The organism is Sediminibacillus sp. JSM 1682029, assembly GCF_041366435.1.
In the GTDB taxonomy this organism is placed as follows: Bacteria; Bacillota; Bacilli; order Bacillales; family Amphibacillaceae; genus Sediminibacillus; species Sediminibacillus terrae.
In genome coordinates, this window is the sequence record NZ_JBEWYY010000002.1 from 391,985 (window position 1) to 408,166 (window position 16,182).

Annotated in this window: 15 protein-coding genes; all 15 read right to left on the bottom strand. The window is 42.7% G+C overall.

What is annotated here, in order from left to right:
- Nucleotides 1–183 precede the first annotated feature (183 nt).
- The 15 genes from dnaI to icd all read right to left on the bottom strand — a co-directional run bounded on the left by dnaI (nt 184) and on the right by icd (nt 16,150).
- Complete coding sequence (gene dnaI, locus ABVF09_RS05840; RefSeq protein WP_371068757.1) at nt 184–1,116, bottom strand: primosomal protein DnaI; 933 nt, start codon at nt 1,114–1,116, stop codon at nt 184–186.
- A 53-nt stretch (nt 1,117–1,169) separates the two neighbouring features.
- The gene (locus tag ABVF09_RS05845) at nt 1,170–2,552 is read right to left on the bottom strand and encodes a replication initiation and membrane attachment family protein (protein WP_371068758.1); all 1,383 of its coding nucleotides are present in this window, start codon (nt 2,550–2,552) and stop codon (nt 1,170–1,172) included.
- Nucleotides 2,553–2,589: 37 nt separating this feature from the next.
- Complete coding sequence (nrdR, locus tag ABVF09_RS05850; protein ID WP_026569739.1) at nt 2,590–3,051, bottom strand: transcriptional regulator NrdR; 462 nt, start codon at nt 3,049–3,051, stop codon at nt 2,590–2,592.
- Between the two features lie 35 nt (nt 3,052–3,086).
- On the bottom strand, nt 3,087–3,494 hold the full coding sequence (locus tag ABVF09_RS05855; protein WP_026771085.1) for a hypothetical protein: 408 nt from the start codon (nt 3,492–3,494) through the stop codon (nt 3,087–3,089).
- A gap of 184 nt (nt 3,495–3,678) precedes the next feature.
- Nucleotides 3,679–4,056 (bottom strand): adenosylmethionine decarboxylase, encoded by a 378-nt coding sequence (gene speD / locus ABVF09_RS05860; protein ID WP_026569738.1) that lies wholly within the window; start codon nt 4,054–4,056, stop codon nt 3,679–3,681.
- A 368-nt stretch (nt 4,057–4,424) separates the two neighbouring features.
- Complete coding sequence (locus ABVF09_RS05865) at nt 4,425–5,456, bottom strand: glyceraldehyde-3-phosphate dehydrogenase (protein ID WP_371068759.1); 1,032 nt, start codon at nt 5,454–5,456, stop codon at nt 4,425–4,427.
- 273 nt (nt 5,457–5,729) lie between these two features.
- Nucleotides 5,730–6,332, bottom strand: coding sequence for a dephospho-CoA kinase (gene coaE, locus ABVF09_RS05870; RefSeq protein ID WP_371068760.1), 603 nt, complete (start codon nt 6,330–6,332; stop codon nt 5,730–5,732).
- Nucleotides 6,333–6,345: 13 nt separating this feature from the next.
- Nucleotides 6,346–6,975 carry a sporulation membrane protein YtaF gene (ytaF, locus tag ABVF09_RS05875; protein ID WP_026569736.1) on the bottom strand — a complete coding sequence of 210 codons (630 nt, stop codon included), beginning with the start codon at nt 6,973–6,975 and terminating at the stop codon, nt 6,346–6,348.
- Between the two features lie 70 nt (nt 6,976–7,045).
- Nucleotides 7,046–7,870, bottom strand: coding sequence for a DNA-formamidopyrimidine glycosylase (gene mutM, locus ABVF09_RS05880; protein ID WP_026569735.1), 825 nt, complete (start codon nt 7,868–7,870; stop codon nt 7,046–7,048).
- Nucleotides 7,871–7,887: 17 nt separating this feature from the next.
- Complete coding sequence (gene polA / locus ABVF09_RS05885; RefSeq protein ID WP_371068761.1) at nt 7,888–10,527, bottom strand: DNA polymerase I; 2,640 nt, start codon at nt 10,525–10,527, stop codon at nt 7,888–7,890.
- A gap of 348 nt (nt 10,528–10,875) precedes the next feature.
- On the bottom strand, nt 10,876–12,264 hold the full coding sequence (gene pnpS / locus ABVF09_RS05890) for a two-component system histidine kinase PnpS (RefSeq protein ID WP_153464748.1): 1,389 nt from the start codon (nt 12,262–12,264) through the stop codon (nt 10,876–10,878).
- A complete protein-coding gene (locus tag ABVF09_RS05895; protein ID WP_026569733.1) occupies nt 12,251–12,958 on the bottom strand; it encodes a response regulator in 708 nt (235 codons plus the stop codon). Before ABVF09_RS05895 ends, pnpS begins: the two co-directional genes overlap by 14 nt.
- Nucleotides 12,959–13,114: 156 nt before the next feature.
- Complete coding sequence (locus ABVF09_RS05900; RefSeq protein ID WP_026569732.1) at nt 13,115–13,591, bottom strand: MaoC/PaaZ C-terminal domain-containing protein; 477 nt, start codon at nt 13,589–13,591, stop codon at nt 13,115–13,117.
- Nucleotides 13,592–13,914: 323 nt separating this feature from the next.
- A complete protein-coding gene (gene mdh, locus ABVF09_RS05905) occupies nt 13,915–14,853 on the bottom strand; it encodes a malate dehydrogenase (RefSeq protein WP_026569731.1) in 939 nt (312 codons plus the stop codon).
- Nucleotides 14,854–14,878: 25 nt separating this feature from the next.
- Entirely contained in the window at nt 14,879–16,150 is a 1,272-nt protein-coding gene (gene icd, locus ABVF09_RS05910) for an NADP-dependent isocitrate dehydrogenase (RefSeq protein ID WP_026569730.1), read from the bottom strand.
- Nucleotides 16,151–16,182 lie beyond the last annotated feature (32 nt).

A 16,182-nucleotide genomic window follows, 5' to 3' on the forward strand; every position in this document is an offset into this window, starting at 1 on the left:
ATAACCAGCGGCAAAATTATGGAATAGTTCTTTATGAAATAATCAAAATTGGAAGAACCCCCTTTCTTCGATCAGCTGTTTCAATGAAAATAACAAAAAAACGGACGAGCTCGAACTGTCCGTTTCCATTGCTTTTACCACTATATTTTTTTTCAACAAGTATTCTCTAAGTTAGCCAGCTTCTTAATCCCTGCGGTTCGTTCCGAACAAAGGCACTTCTCTGCTGACCTGTTTGATCCGCTCAATGATCCTTCCAGCTTTGACTTTTTCAACATCTCCCCTGGTGGTAGTCGCTAAATGATTTTCCAATTGTTCCAGACTATAATTGGAGGTGAAAAAAACAGGTAATTTTTCCATCATTCTGTATTGCAGGATGGATCCTAAGATTTCGTCTCTGAACCAGGCTGATTGAGACTCTGCTCCTATGTCGTCCAGCATCAGTACCGGAATCGTTTTAAAGCGTTCCACTTTCTGATTCAGAGAGTCATCCTTCAAGGACGCCTTTATCTCCCTGACAAATTCAGGCATATAAATAATCATGCTTGCAATCCTTTTTTTCGCCAGTTCATTGGCGATAGCACCTAAGAAATGGGTTTTCCCCACGCCGAAAGGTCCATAAAAGTACATCCCTTTAGCTTCTTGTTCATCGGTCCCGACCGACTGAAGATAACGAACCGATTCTGTAATGGCTTGACGCCGTTTGTCGGTGTGATCCAAATCTGCAAAAGTGGCATGGAGTATTTCCCGAGGCATATACAGGCTTTGAATTAGTGTTTTATGCTTCTCCTGCTCGTCATGTTGGATTTTTTTATAGCATTTTTCGTAGCTTATACGAACAGTCTTTCCGTCTACTTGCAAGTATGGCGTATAGCCTGGAAGGATGTTTTGGCATTCTTCCAGAACCGGACAGTCAGCACAATTTTTAGATTGTGAAATAAATTCATAGAGCTTCATCAAATTCCTGTCGATGTCATTTGTATCCAGCTGCGGATTGCTTAAGAGCAGCTGCTTGACCTGCGAATCATTTAAAATTGCGTTTCGCAAGTGAGTGAAATTCTCTTGGAAGTTCTTATTATCTTTCATCCATTTTTTCAAGGAAGCTTGAATAGGTTCCATCTTCGATCATCCTTATTCTTATACTTCTGTGCTCCATAAACAGAAACAGTGCCCTAGCTGCCATTATTCAAATAACTTTTTATCAATTCGCCGAGGTCTTCCTGGTTTTCTTCTTTATCGATGGCAGCCTCTGCCTCTTTTACTGTTTTTCCATTCTGCTGTGCTTTTCTTTCCTTAAACCAGTCAGGAATCACCTCTTTTTTGGCAGGTTTGCGATAACTTTGCTTTGCAGTACCAGAACCCCACTGTTGATACTTTTGATTTTCAGATTTGGCAAGAGCCATTGCCTGCTTCACTGTTTTCACATTTTTTCTGGCCCAGTGACTCGCGATTTTTTCCAAGTAAGCTTTGGAAAGTTTCATATCTGTCTTTAAAAGAACATAATGGACCAAAACATTCATGACACCTGGCGAGAGCCCCTGCTGGGTCATCACATCCCTGATTGTTTTTAAATCTTGCGCAGAGGCTTGATTACCACCGGATAAGTCCTCTAACAGCTGTTTGGGAGAAATTTCTTCCAGCATTTTCACAAACTGCTCTTCCTTGCTTACCGGTTCTTCTGCTGTATTCTCAGCCTTCACCCGGCCAGTCTGTTTTTCCACCAGTTTTATATCTGCCTTTCTTGCAGAAGCCTGAAATAAATCGTGGCAGGCAGATTTAAATTCCTTTGCGTCCAGTTGATTATCTTCATTTATAGCCCAAATCACGGCACTTTCCAAATCTTGGACAGGCAAATCGTACAACACAATCATTTGCCGAATCAATTTTTTGTTAGCTGCTGTCAAAACGGAACGGGAAGAAATCATTCTTTTTTGCAGCATTTGTTCAATCCAGCCGAAGTCAACTTCCTTGTCAAGGTGAGCAGGGCCTGCCTGGCTTTCCTGTTGTCTTTCTTCTCCCGGAGAAGCAGGAGCAGCAAAATGGGAGATATGCGTATCGAACACATCCGCGAAGCCCATGGTGACATCTTCGCCTTTTAACTGACCCTGCCCCTCTATGTCAAACAAATGAACCAATTCCCCATGTTTCTTTTCGCCCAAGTGGTGATAGAGCAGCTGCGACAGCATTCCATCATTAAAAAAGTCGACTGGCAAAAATGGCGGGTTCAACTGATATGTATAAACATTTTTTTGTTCATGTTCAGTTTTATATGTGCTCATCAACCCGATGCCTTCCAGTTTCAGACGTGCCTGATATAACTTATCAAGCGGCAGAGACAAGTAATTCATCAAAGTGTGATGGGTTTGCAGCTCTTGATGGTGATTTCTTAATTGGCACTCACTCATAAGTGTTTGATATAAAGAAATGGCATCGCTGCCGACAAGCGGCTGATACAGATGGGTCAAAGATTGCAGACTTTCCATCGATAAGGCCGCTGTCGTCTTTATAGCAAATCCGTCGATCGGGAGTAATTTACCAATATGTTGATGATTCAAGATTTTGTCTCCTTCCTTTTGCTGAATAAGCCTCCATTTATTTATTGTCTGACCTGATTAAGTCCTTCAATTCATCCAAAAACACACTTATGTCTTTAAACTGTCTGTACACAGAAGCAAACCGGACATATGCTACTTCATCAACCGATGAGAGACGATCCATGACCATTTCACCTATTTCTTTGCTTTGTACCTCGGAAGTACCTCTATTTCGCAGTTCTTTCTCTACCTCTACAGCAATCGACTCAATTTGCTCCAATGCCACAGGCCGTTTCTCGCATGCTTTGATCAGCCCTCTCATCAACTTTTCACGGCTGTATTCCTCTCTTGTCCCTTCTTTTTTGACGACAATCAAAGGCACTTCTTCCAGCCTTTCGAAAGTTGTAAAACGGAAAGAACATTCTTCGCATTCTCTTCTTCTTCTGATAGACCGGCCTTCTTCTATCGGTCGCGAATCAAGCACTTTTGTACTTTTAAATTGGCAGTTAGGACATCTCATTATGTATCAACCCCATACTTTTATAGCAGTTTCCATTATAAATCAGCATTTTTCGTCATCGATGTTTCCAAAAAAGTGAGTTCTTTTTTTAGCTGGCTGTACAACTTGGGTATCAAGTTATGACTGAATCCGAAATCAAACGGCAAAATCGATTCAGTCGTCACCGAAAAATCGATTGCAGTTCGATATGGTTTCACCATAATGACCGTAGCAATAATAAAAGCTTTCCTTCCGCCGGTATAATTGACACTGATTTCACCATGTTCTTTCGATTGAGCTACTATCTCATAGGAATCTGATCGTTTAAAGTATTCCTCAACAGCCTGTAAACCTTTTTCTTTTGTTGTTTTAAAATAATGTGTCTGTAAATTTGCATCCCAATGATTTTCATTTGTTTCTGCATGATTGCCGAAATACTTTGTTATTGTTTGTCGAAAACTCATGACAGGCACCTCACAACTTTAGACAAAGTCTTTTTCTTTTTATTTTAACACGTTTTCAATGATTAAACGATGACCAAAGTCTTTTCTTTGTTTCACGGCAATCCATACTCAGGAATTTCGGTCACAAAATGGATGTCGCATAAAAAACCCTTGCCGTCTCCTCTGGCAAGGGTTTCCCGATTCATTATAAAGCTTTAAACTGGCTGACTTCCACAGGGCCCATCCCCCGCGGCACTTCCACTTTTTCGCTTCGATTCGATTCAAGTGATTCAGCAATATATTCCGCAGCTACGTTCGGATCGATAATATCCCCGCAAGTATAGACATCAATGCTTGCGTATCCATGTTCCGGGAAGCTGTGGATTGTTAAATGGGATTCAGAGATAATCACTACACCGCTCACGCCATAAGGAGCAAATTTGTGAAAAGCAACCTCGCGAATTTCGGCTCCGGCTTTTAAAGCAGCATTGACAAATATCTTTTCGATTAACCCCATATCATTCAGTTTATCTATATTACATTCCCATAATTCTGCAATCACGTGCCTGCCCATTGTATCCATTCAATTAATCCCCCTTTAAAAGTGAAAAAATCTCCTCAATAAAAGCATGGACCGCCATGGGGGAAAGTTAGTCCTAAGAGGTCCTAACCCTTAAAGCAGTATATATCCATACTCATGGTGAAGAAAGTTACCGGAAACCGGTTATGTTGAAACAGCGTTGTAGTATTTGGTATACCTCGCCTTGCCGAGGCATTAAACCAGAAATCTTTCTTGCGTACGTCAACCGTCGAGAAACGGATGATGTGCAAAAAAAGTATAAACGGTTTACCCTGGATTTGCAAGCATGTTCACCATTTTTTTCACGGAGAGAAGAAGGGGGCATCGTCCCTCCATCTTATTATTGGGCAATCAGCAGGCACTTATCCGTATCAGGAATACTGATATTGTTCCTGTTTAACCGAGCCGTAGGATATAAACCGGGCAAGATCCACTACGCGGCAGGCATATCCCCATTCATTATCATACCATGCAATGATTTTCAGATTGTTATCGGCAACCACCATTGTGGATAAACCATCGACTACTGCTGAGAAATCAGAAGTTGTATAATCGATGGAAACTAGCGGTTGATCACTATATTGAATGATGCCTTTCATTTCTTTTTCGCTGGCTCTTCTAAAGCATTCGTTTACTTTATCTGGTGTAGCCGGTTTTTTCAGTTCGACGGTTAAATCGACCAACGAAACATTTGGGGTAGGTACACGCAAAGCCATTCCCTTTAGCTTTCCCTCCAAGGAAGGCATTACTTCCTTGATTGCTTCCGCCGCCCCTGTTGAAGTGGGGATAATCGACTGTGTACATCCACGCGCTCTTCGTAGATCTTTATGTGGGTTATCCAGGCTTTGCTGGTCATTTGTGAAAGCATGGACCGTGGTCAGCAAACCATGTTCTACACCGAATTCATGATGAAGAACTTTAAGCAATGGCGCTAGACAATTTGTTGTACAAGAAGCTGCAGATATCACCTGATGTTTTTCCGGCTGAAAATCCGTTTGATTCACTCCCATGACAATAGTGGCATCGACATTTTTGCCCGGCGCAGTTATGATCACTTGCTTAGCCCCGGCATCTAAATGCTGTCCGGCTGCTTCTTTTGTTTTGAATTTTCCAGTCGCTTCGATAACAAGGTCTATTCCCAACTGTCTCCACGGAAGCTCGCTCGGTGTCCGATTGGAGACAAGGAAAACTTTTTTTCCATTAATGAGCAAACCATCAGAAAGCGCTTTCACTTCTGTCGAAAATCTCCCATGAACGCTGTCATAATTGATCAAATGTGCTATCGTTTCCGCAGGGTAACTGGCATTGATGGCGACTATTTCCATATCTTTGTCGACAATTGCCCTTCTGAACACCATCCGCCCTATCCGGCCGAATCCATTGATTGCTATACGAGTAGTCATTAAAACGACCTCCTATTAAAGTGCATTTTTAACATCATTTCTACAATAGTATAGCACATTTATTTCAACAGTGTGTCATTTTTAAAGGGAACAAATGAAAAAGTCGCTACATAACAAACATGCTTTTTGGGGGAATCAAAAAAAACCGACCGAATCCGAATGCGTAGCAGTTTCGAATATCGTTCGGTTTTTGCTGTTGCTTCCATAATTTTTATTCAACTACTTTTTGCGAATTCGGGATCTTTAAATACTGTAGTTTTTCCGAAGTCCTGTTTACACCTGGATTGCCCATTTCTTCAAAATGTTTAGAAGCTGTTGACGTGACGACTCTATCGTCCCATTATTATCGATTATTTCATCTGCCATCTTTGCTTTTTTATCTAAAGGCATCTGTGCGGTCATCCGTTCCGTTGCTTCTTCTTCAGAAAACCCATTGCGATTCATCAACCGCCGACGTTGTGTTTCTTCATCTACATAAACAACCAGTACTTTATCAACAAAATGAGTAAGGCTGCTTTCATATAGTAATGGGATATCCAACACGACAGCCTCTTCCCCTTTGGCTGCAAACGCATCACGTTGTTCCAGCATTTTTTCCCTTACTGCCGGGTGGACGATATCATTAAGTTGTTCTCTTTTCTCTTTGTCTCTGAAGATTAGCTTTCCCAATTTCCCGCGATCTAAATTCCCATCAGAAAGAAGCACTTCTTCTCCGAATACATCCACAATTCGCTCATATGCAGTTTCTCCCTTTTCTACTACCTGCCTGGAAATAATGTCTGCGTCTATAATAGGTATATTCCATTCGGCAAGAAAGCCAGCAATAGTGCTTTTCCCGCTGGCAATGCCTCCAGTAAGTCCGATTACAAGTGCCAAGTCTACCACACCTTCAGGTAATTTTTATGATTCCGATGACGATGAGAATTAAACCGGGAAGAAATGTCAGTCGCTGCAGCCAGCGCCAATAAGAAAATAAATAGCCGCTTTTCAAACCTCCAGCCAAAAAAATTCCTGTTGTTGCACCAATGCCGCCAGCTGCCAGCAATGGAGCGAATCCAAGCATGGCTGCACCAATCCCCGCACCAAAAGAATCGACAGACAACGCCAGACCAAGCAGCAAGGCTTCTATTCCGGTTATATTTCCAGACTTATCAAAGTCAGCCGCCATCGGTTTTTTTAATATTTCGATTACAATACCAAGCGACTTTATTTCAAATTTCAAGACGATCGGCTGCTCCCGCTGGGTATTATCGGTTCGAAAAAACTGATAAACGACCCAAATGCCGATCAATATGAGCACCGTTCCACCGATCATTTCAGCTACTGACGGTTCTAGAAAAGAAGCGATCACCGTGCCGATCAGCATGGAAAGATAAAATACAACAGCCGTTATGAAGGCGATCAGAAGGATAGTCCGGGATCTTATCGCCATTTTCCTCAGTCCATAGGTGAACCCGACCATAAAACTGTCCAGGCTGACAGCAAAAGCAAGCAGCACAAAGGTGGAGACATCAGCCATATCCTTAACTCCTTTATCCGTATACTTTTACGAGTTAGTATATGGATGAGGCATCCCTCTTGTGCTTAACCTATTTTTGGCAGGTTAAGCAAATATGTGTCCCTCTGCCTCCCACCTTGATCTTGGTTATCGGTCCGCCACAGCTTTTGCATGGTTCGTTTTCCTGTCCATAAACAAACAATTCCTGCTGGAACATGCCGATTTGGCCTTGGCTGTTTACGTACGATCGGATAGTAGTACCTCCCTGTTCAATCGCCTGTTCCAGGGTTTCCACAGCCTTTTGATGGATGATGGAAACATCTTGCTTAGACAAACTGGTTCCCTTTCTCTCCGGGTGGATGCCTGCTTTGAACAGCGACTCATCGACGTAAATGTTCCCCAATCCTGCAATCACCGTCTGATCCAGCAAAATGGACTTGATTGTCCGTTCGCTTTTATGGACCTTTTGATAAAAAACATCGAAATCAAACGCTGGGCTGAACGGGTCAGGACCGAGCTGACTTAAAGGTTTTTGCTGGTATGCTGTTCCCTTTTCCACCAAATGCATCGTACCGAATTTCCTTACATCTTTATAACGAAGCTCGCTGCCATCAGTGAAGGTGAAAATAACATGTGTATGGTTCAGTACAGGCTCATCCTGTTGATAGACACCATAATTTCCCTCCATACGCAAATGGGAAATCAATGTATAGTCATCCAGCTCGAAGAGTAAAAATTTCCCACGCCTATCAATATCAAGGATTTTTTGTCCGGTAAGCATTTGTTTAAATACATGAATATCCGTTGGCTGTTTAATTATTTTATTCCAAAATACCTTCACATCGGCAATTTGTTTATTTTGTACAAGCTCCAATAATGTTTTTCTAATTGTTTCCACTTCAGGCAATTCTGGCATTACCTATTCTCTCCCTGCTATTTTGCATCATACCAAGTCTTCCCATAAGCATAGTCCACTTTCAGCGGTACATTCAATTCAATCGCATCTTCCATCGCGGAAGGAACGATGGTTTTCAATTGATCGATTTCACTGCTAGGCGCTTCCAAAATCAACTCATCGTGTACTTGAAGCAACATTCTTGCTTCCACTTGTTCTTCCTTCAATTTTTGATGAAGATTTATCATCGCCAGCTTGATTATATCTGCAGCACTTCCTTGAATCGGTGTATTCATGGCTGTCCGCTCGGCGAAACTCCGTTTATTGAAATTTCGGCTGGTGATGTCAGGAAGGTATCTTCTCCGATTCATCATCGTAGAGACATAGCCTGTTTGCTTCGCCTCCTGAATGATTTCCTCCATATAATCTCTTACACCCAAATACGTATCCAAATAACGGTCGATAAATTTCTTTGCTTCTTTTCTGGTAATCCCAAGACTTTGCGACAAACCATAGTCACTTATTCCATAGACAATACCGAAGTTGACTGCTTTTGCCTGCCTTCGCATGTTCGGGGTTATTTCGTCTTCAGCAACATGAAAAACCTGCATAGCGGTTTGCGTATGAATGTCTTTGTTCTCATTGAAAGCTTCAATCAGTTTTTCATCGTTGGCGATATGTGCTAAGACACGCAGCTCGATTTGCGAATAATCGGCCGCGAATACAATCCAATCCTCTTTGGAGGCTGTGAACGCTTGTCTGATTTTCCTTCCTTCTTCCAGGCGAATCGGGATGTTTTGCAAGTTCGGATCAGTCGAACTCAACCTGCCGGTTTGTGTAAGTGCCTGGTTGAAACGTGTGTGGATTTTTTGGTTGTCTCGATGAACCACCTTTAATAATCCTTCTATATAGGTAGACTGCAGTTTCCCTAACTGTCTGTACAACAACAAATTCGGGATGATATCATGCTGATCCTGTAACTGTTCCAAAATATCCGCTGAAGTGGAATAGCCGGTTTTCGTTTTTTTGATGACAGGCAATCCGAGTTTTTCAAATAAGATCGGCCCCAACTGTTTGGGTGAATTCAAGTTGAATTCCTCGCCAGCGAGCTTAAACACTTCTTCTTCGATTTCCTTTAGACGGCGCTGCAGTTCCGCACCCATTTCTTCCAGTTTGTTTATATCTACCCGCACCCCGGTGTGTTCCATTTCACCCAGGATAATGGCAAGCGGCATTTCTAATTCATCAAACAGTTCGAACTGCTGATTTTGTTTCAGTTGCTCCTCGACTTTGTTTTTCAGCTGATATATGAGTCGTGTTTTTCTTGTTACATGGTCTGCGAGTTGTTCCTGCCCTGGCACCTTCAGTTTCGCGCCTTTCCCATATACTTCCTCGTCATACAAAACCCCTTTTTCTCCCATCCGATGGCAAATTGCAGGGATATCGTGATGATTCTCGGAAGGATTGATTAGATAGGAAGCGAGCAACAAATCAAAATCGATCCCTTTTACATCTATGCCCTTATTCAACAAAGCGACCGTAGTCTTCTTTGCATCGAAAACATACTTTTTCATGGCAGGGTCTTCTGCCCACCGTTTGAAAGCAGGAGACTCCACAGCTGCTTCGGTTGGAATAAAGTAGTTATGTCCGGCATTTACGATGCCGAATCCTTCTATCGGAGCTGAGTGGTAATTGTCCTGCAACATTTCTACCACCAAAGCTTCTTCACCTGTGAACAAATCATCGGTAATGTCTTCGAGGATGGTCACATCCAACTCCGGCAGTTCCTCCTTTGCTTCCGTCTCTTCTCCGTCCTCCCCATCGAGTCTGCTCAATAGGGATTGAAAACCCAATTCCTTGAATATCGCACTTACCTTATGTGCTTGATACCCTGGATATGGAAGATCCTCCAAGCCGATTTTCAACGGAGCGTCACAAGATATCGTCACCAGTTCTTTGCTCATATAAGCATCCTGTTTATGGTTTTCGAGTTTTTCTTTTAACTTTTTCCCGCTCACTTCATCCAAATGGTTAAAAAGGTTATCGACTGTTTCATATTGCTTCAACAGTTTGACAGCCGTTTTTTGACCGATCCCCGGCACCCCGGGAATGTTGTCAGAACTGTCTCCCATCAAGGCTTTCATGTCAATGATTTGGTCTGGTCTCACTTCCATCTTTTCAAGCATGAAGGAAGGAGTATAAGCATCAATATCGCTAAGTCCTTTCTTCGTCAAGCTAACCGTAACGTTATCTGAAACGAGCTGAAGAAGGTCCTTATCCCCGGAAATCACATTTACTTCCCATTCCTTGCCTTCCCCCTGTTTTGCGAGGGTTCCGATGATATCGTCCGCCTCGTATTGGTCCAACTGGTAATGAGGAATACTGAAAGCATCCAGCAAGTCGCGGAGAAGCGGAAACTGTTCGGAAAGCTCAGGCGGCGTTTTTTGTCTGCCACCCTTGTACTCCTTGTATGTCTTATGACGAAAGGTGGTTTTCCCCGCATCAAAAGCGACCAGCATATGGGTCGGTTTTTCTGTCTCCAGTATTTTCAGCAGCATGTTGGTGAATCCATATATAGCGTTGGTATAAACACCTTTGTCATTGTTCAATAGCGGCAAGGCAAAAAAAGCCCGATAGGCGATGCTATTGCCGTCAATAAGGATAAGTTTATTGGTCATCTTTCGTTCTCCTTTTCTTTTAGATAAGATTATGTATTTTCATATTTGCTTAGAGTTGTCCAAGTTTAACACCTTACTGCCATTCGTCCCATCTACCCTTGGCTTCTACTCTATCTTACCATGTTTGAAGAAAAGAAGAAAAAAGGAGGAACGATTGCCATCATTCCTTATCGAGTAACTCACTCTATGACAAGAACGATTTCTATATACAACCAATTTAGTTGAAGAGTCACGCATACAAAATCGGGGAGAGGAACGATACGAAAAAGCTGTCAGCCAGTCATAATCTCGACTAAGCGGACAGCCCGTTCCCCCTTTAAGTATGAAAAGATATAATAAGTTCCCTTTTTAATGCATATGCTTCGGTGTCAAAGGCAATTCAATCGTAAATACCGTTCCTTCATTTACTTTACTTTCCAGAAATATCGAACCTTTGTGCGCTTCGACAATATGCTTTACAATCGCCAAACCAAGCCCCGTACCACCGGTATTCCTGCTCCTAGCCCGGTCGACTCGGTAAAAACGTTCAAAAATCCGGCTTTGGGCCTTTTCTGGTATTCCGATTCCGGTATCTGAAACAGTAATCCTCCACTTGTCGCCATCTCCTGTGATGGCCAAGGTCACTTTTCCTTGTTCCGGGGTATAATTGACTGCATTGTTGAGCAGATTGATAAACACCTGTTTCAAACGTTCTCCATCAACCACAGCTACAAACTGATCGGGAAGATCGACAGTCAACTCAATCTGCTTTTTGTCGGCTTGCTGGCTGACCACAGGCAGTAAGTCATGGACCAATGAGGGTACATCCACCTCACTGTATTCCAATCTCAACTCATCTTTTTCCAATTTGGACAGTTCCAGTAAATCATGAATCAAGGCTTGAAGACGTCCACTTTCTTTCAAAATGATTTCCAAGAATTGCCGGCGGAGCTCTGTATCTTCCATCGCTCCTTCCAACAAGGTTTCAGCGAAACCTCTGATGGAGGTGATTGGTGTTTTTAACTCATGGGATACATTCGCAACAAAATCCTTACGCATTTCTTCCAGTCTCTTTAACTCCGTAATATCATGAAAAACGAGTACTGCACCTTTCAATTCCCGTTTATCATTAAAAAGTGGGGCGCCGACTGCTTCTACCGATTTTCGTTCCAGGCCAGAGGAAATGGAAAAGGAGACCTTCACCTTTTCTTCGTAAAGAAAAGCTTCTTGCACGGCTTTATGTATTTTCTCCTTGTCCAGGACATCATAATACAGAAATCCCAGGTACTCTTTTTCGGTCGAACCAAATATAGATAAAAATTTACGGTTGACCATGTGGACATAGCCTTTTTCGTCTATCAGCATCAACCCGCTTTCCATATTGTCAATCACGGTGCTCATCTGATTTTCCTGCATTCTTTCCTGTAATGTGATCTGCTGCAAGCTTCTTGCCAGTACATTGATGGAATTACTCAGCTTGCCAGCCTCTCCGAAATAGCTGACATAGGTTCTCGCCTTGTAGTTTCCCTGGACTAATTCGTCCGCAACCCTGGCCGCTGACTGAATGGGTTTTATGTATTTTTCAAAAATATTCATGATTAAAACCAAAAAAACGATCAAGCCGCCAAGAAGGCTGCACAAGCCGATTATTCTTTCTGTAAACCCAAGAAGAGGAAGAATGATGATAGCCATTCCTGCAAAAATCAGCACAACCACAAAAAGGTAGCTTAGAAAGGGCCGTATATTAACCGATCCCATTTAAATGATCCTCCATTTTGTACCCCAGTCCCCTGATGGTTTTGATATAGACAGGGTGTTTTGTATCAGGCTCGATTTTCTCCCGCAAATGGCTGACATGAACATCTACAATGCGTGTGTCGCCGACAAAATCATAATTCCATACCGCACTCAGTAATTGATCCCTTGATAATACCTTACCTTTATGCTTGGCCAAATATAGTAAAAGTTCGAATTCTTTTCTTGTAAATAAAAGTGGTTCTCCCTTCATAACTGCTTCGTATTGTTCTGGATAAATCACTAAGTCGGCTATTTTCAGAAAAGATAACTCCGCTTCAGCAGGCTGCTTGTTCGTTCTTCGCAGTATCGCTTTGATCCGGGCGACGACTTCTTTCGGACTGAACGGCTTTGTAAGATAATCATCGGCCCCCAATTCAAGACCGAGGACTTTATCAAATTCATCATCCTTGGCAGTCAACATCAGTATGGGTGTATCGATCTGTTTTTGTCTGAGCAGTTTGCATACTTCCGTTCCATCTAATTCAGGGAGCATGATGTCCAGGACAATCATATCGAAATTCTCCTGGACAGCCTTTTGGACTGCTGTCTGTCCGTCATAAGCTATATCGGTTAGAAACCCTGCTTGTTCTATGTTGTATTTCAACAAAGTCACAATCGATTCCTCGTCATCCACTATTAAAACCCTTCGATTCATCCCAACACCCCATTGTCTCTTTATATAGTATGTCTATTCTCTTTTTTCATCATACAATGAAGGGGATAGTATGTGAATACAAGAAACCTCATAATCGTAAAAGTCGCCTGTAAAGATTTCTTTACAAACTTTACAATCGCCATCCAAAATCGTCTTTCAATAGAAATTTTCCAACGAGGAAGCGATCATCGATTCAGGCTCAAAAGCAGGACAGACGATTAAAGTACCCCGCAGCACCACTTTTTCCGTCGCATCCCTTCCTGTAACGCTTATTCTTATTTGATGCTTTTCATAATCTATAGAAGAAATTTGCAAATGGAAATCAAGCTTGCTTTCATGATAGACGGGTGACGGGTAAGAAAGCTGTTGCTCGATAATATGGCTTCCTGGTCCAGGAAGTTGCATCGAAACGATGGAAGAAACTACTCCGAACAAAACGACTGAAGGGACAATCGGCCGCTTATAAGGAGTTTGCGAGGCGTAATCATGTTGGAGATAAAGCGGATTGGCGTCATTGGTGATTCCCAAATACAACAATAAGTCCTGATCAGACAAATGATAACGATGTTGATAAGAATCACCGACATTCAAGTCGGTAATTTTCTTTCCCAAAGGTCTTTTTTTAGCAAACATAGGAACATCCTCCTTTTATGTATGCGCTTTCTTTCCATTATAACGGAAGTATCCCCCCGTTGGAAAGGACATTGAAGAAATGAAAAGTGCAAGCGATTTATTAAAGAATAGAGGCTGGATTCCCCGTATCCTGTGACAACGCCAAACATGATCCGCAGTGTGCGTGACTCCCTACAGTTTTGAAGCGGAGGTATTTTGCCACGCAGATAATTGGCTTGAGCCCTGGTATGTGGAAGCGAAGGACCAGACATCTCTGGAATAGATACTTTCTTATCTATTAAAAAAGCTTTATGAGGAATAGTATCCCCATAAAGCTTCTTCTATTACTTTAGAACATCTAAAACCTTTTTCACAGATTCTGCCGATTTATCCAGAGCGGCTCTTTCATCATCCAGTAAATCGAGTTCGATGATATCTTCCAAGCCATTGCCCCCGATTATGGAGGGAACGCCCAGAAATAAATCCGAGTAACCGTATTCCCCTTCCAAATAAGCAATCGATGGCAGGACTCGGCGCTGATCTTTCAAAATTGCTTCCGCCATCACTGTCAAGGAAGCAGCTGGCGCATAATAGGCACTACCATTTCCTAAAAGGTTTACGATTTCACCGCCACCCGTCCGGGTCCGAGCAACGATTTCATCTAATCGTTCCTTGGAAATCAGCTTTTCGAGCGGTATCCCGCCGGCATAGGAGTAACGGACCAATGGTACCATGTCATCACCATGTCCGCCGAGAACAAACCCGGTTATATCTTTAACCGACAGATTCAGTTCTTCAGCTATAAAGGTGCGAAAACGCGCACTATCAAGTACTCCGGATTGACCAATGACCCGGTTTTTCGGAAATCCTGATTCTTTATATACCGTGTATGTCATCGCGTCCACGGGATTCGTCAACACAATGATGCAAGTATCCGGCGAATACTGGACGATTTCCTTTGTAACACTTTTCATGATCTTCGCGTTTGTGTTAACCAGGTCATCCCTGCTCATTCCCGGTTTTCTGGCAATGCCCGCTGTGATGATGACAAGATCGGACCCTTCCGTATCTTTATAATCAGCCGTACCAGTGATTTTCGCATCGAATCCTTGTACAGGGCCTGCTTCCAACATATCAAGCGCTTTTCCTTTTGTAGGATCTTCCATATCCGGTATATCGACCAAAACGACATCAGACAGTTCTTTTTGTGCAATCATAAGGGCTGTAGTGGCTCCAGTGAAGCCACCGCCTATTACAGATACTTTTTTTCTTTTAATGCCCATGCCACAAAACCCCTTTTCTGAAAGGTTAATCCATATTTTTGATCAATGCATCCCCAAATCCGGAAGTTTTGACTTCTTTTGCACCGTCCATCATTCTGGCGAAGTCATAAGTTACTTCCTTGGAAGCTATGGTCTTATCCATGGACTTCGTAATCAATTCTGCTGCTTCCCTCCACTCTAAGTGTTCAAGCATCAGGACGCCAGACAGAATGACTGATGACGGGTTCACCTTATCAAGTCCTGCATACTTTGGAGCTGTACCATGTGTTGCCTCGAATATAGCATGACCAGTTTCATAGTTGATATTGGCTCCAGGCGCAATGCCGATTCCGCCCACTTGTGCTGCCAAGGCATCAGAAACATAGTCACCGTTCAAGTTCATGGTTGCCACTACATCAAATTCACGCGGACGGGTAAGAATCTGTTGCAGGAAAATATCTGCAATGGCGTCTTTGACAATGATTTTGCCAGCTTTTTCTGCATCTTCCTGTGCTTTGTTTGCCGCCTCTTTACCTTGTTCTTCCACAATGCGATCGTATTCCCACCAGGTGAATACCTTATCGCCAAATTCTTCTTGTGCTACCTCATAGCCCCACGCTTTAAAAGCACCTTCTGTAAACTTCATGATGTTACCTTTGTGGACAAGCGTCACACTTTTACGGCCTTCATTGATTGCATACTCAATTGCCGCACGTACCAATCGCTTCGTCCCTTCTTCGGATACCGGCTTAATTCCGATGCCGGATGTTTCAGGGAAGCGGATGTTATGTACTCCCATTTCATTTCTCAAGAAATCAATGACTTTCTTGACTTCATCCGATCCTTTTTGCCATTCAATTCCAGCATAAATATCTTCGGTGTTTTCCCGGAAGATAACCATATCCGTATCTTCAGGACGTTTAACCGGTGAAGGTACTCCTTCGAAATAACGGACAGGACGCAAACAAGTGAATAAGTCCAGTTCTTGTCGCAAAGCTACATTAAGAGAACGGATGCCTCCTCCAACAGGGGTCGTCAATGGCCCTTTGATTGCAATTTTGTATTCACGAATGGTGTCAAGTGTATCTTTTGGAAGCCACTCGCCGAAACGGTCATAAGCTTTCTGACCAGCGAAAACTTCCTTCCACTCAATCGATTTTTTTCCATTATATGCTTTTTCTACTGCTGCTTCGATGACCCTTTTCGCTGCAGCCCAAATGTCAGGGCCAGTTCCATCCCCTTCAATGAAAGGAATAACCGGGCGATCCGGTACATTCAATACCCCGTCATTTACTGTGATTTTTCCGCTTTGTGCCATAAGATGACCTCCTCTTAATTAATCAATCAGAT

Bases quoted from the DNA above. Each gene is read 5' to 3' on its own strand.
- ytaF (WP_026569736.1), bottom strand. From the start codon at position 6,975: ATGGCTGATGTCTCCACCTTTGTGCTGCTTGCTTTTGCTGTCAGCCTG.
- icd (WP_026569730.1), bottom strand. From the start codon at position 16,150: ATGGCACAAAGCGGAAAAATCACAGTAAATGACGGGGTATTGAATGTA.
- ABVF09_RS05865 (WP_371068759.1), bottom strand. From the start codon at position 5,456: ATGACTACTCGTATAGCAATCAATGGATTCGGCCGGATAGGGCGGATG.
- ABVF09_RS05895 (WP_026569733.1), bottom strand. From the start codon at position 12,958: ATGAATCGAAGGGTTTTAATAGTGGATGACGAGGAATCGATTGTGACT.
- nrdR (WP_026569739.1), bottom strand. From the start codon at position 3,051: ATGAGATGTCCTAACTGCCAATTTAAAAGTACAAAAGTGCTTGATTCG.
- speD (WP_026569738.1), bottom strand. From the start codon at position 4,056: ATGGATACAATGGGCAGGCACGTGATTGCAGAATTATGGGAATGTAAT.
- mutM (WP_026569735.1), bottom strand. From the start codon at position 7,870: ATGCCAGAATTGCCTGAAGTGGAAACAATTAGAAAAACATTATTGGAG.
- ABVF09_RS05900 (WP_026569732.1), bottom strand. From the start codon at position 13,591: ATGTTTGCTAAAAAAAGACCTTTGGGAAAGAAAATTACCGACTTGAAT.
- polA (WP_371068761.1), bottom strand. From the start codon at position 10,527: ATGACCAATAAACTTATCCTTATTGACGGCAATAGCATCGCCTATCGG.
- mdh (WP_026569731.1), bottom strand. From the start codon at position 14,853: ATGGGCATTAAAAGAAAAAAAGTATCTGTAATAGGCGGTGGCTTCACT.
- dnaI (WP_371068757.1), bottom strand. From the start codon at position 1,116: ATGGAACCTATTCAAGCTTCCTTGAAAAAATGGATGAAAGATAATAAG.
- pnpS (WP_153464748.1), bottom strand. From the start codon at position 12,264: ATGGGATCGGTTAATATACGGCCCTTTCTAAGCTACCTTTTTGTGGTT.
- ABVF09_RS05855 (WP_026771085.1), bottom strand. From the start codon at position 3,494: ATGAGTTTTCGACAAACAATAACAAAGTATTTCGGCAATCATGCAGAA.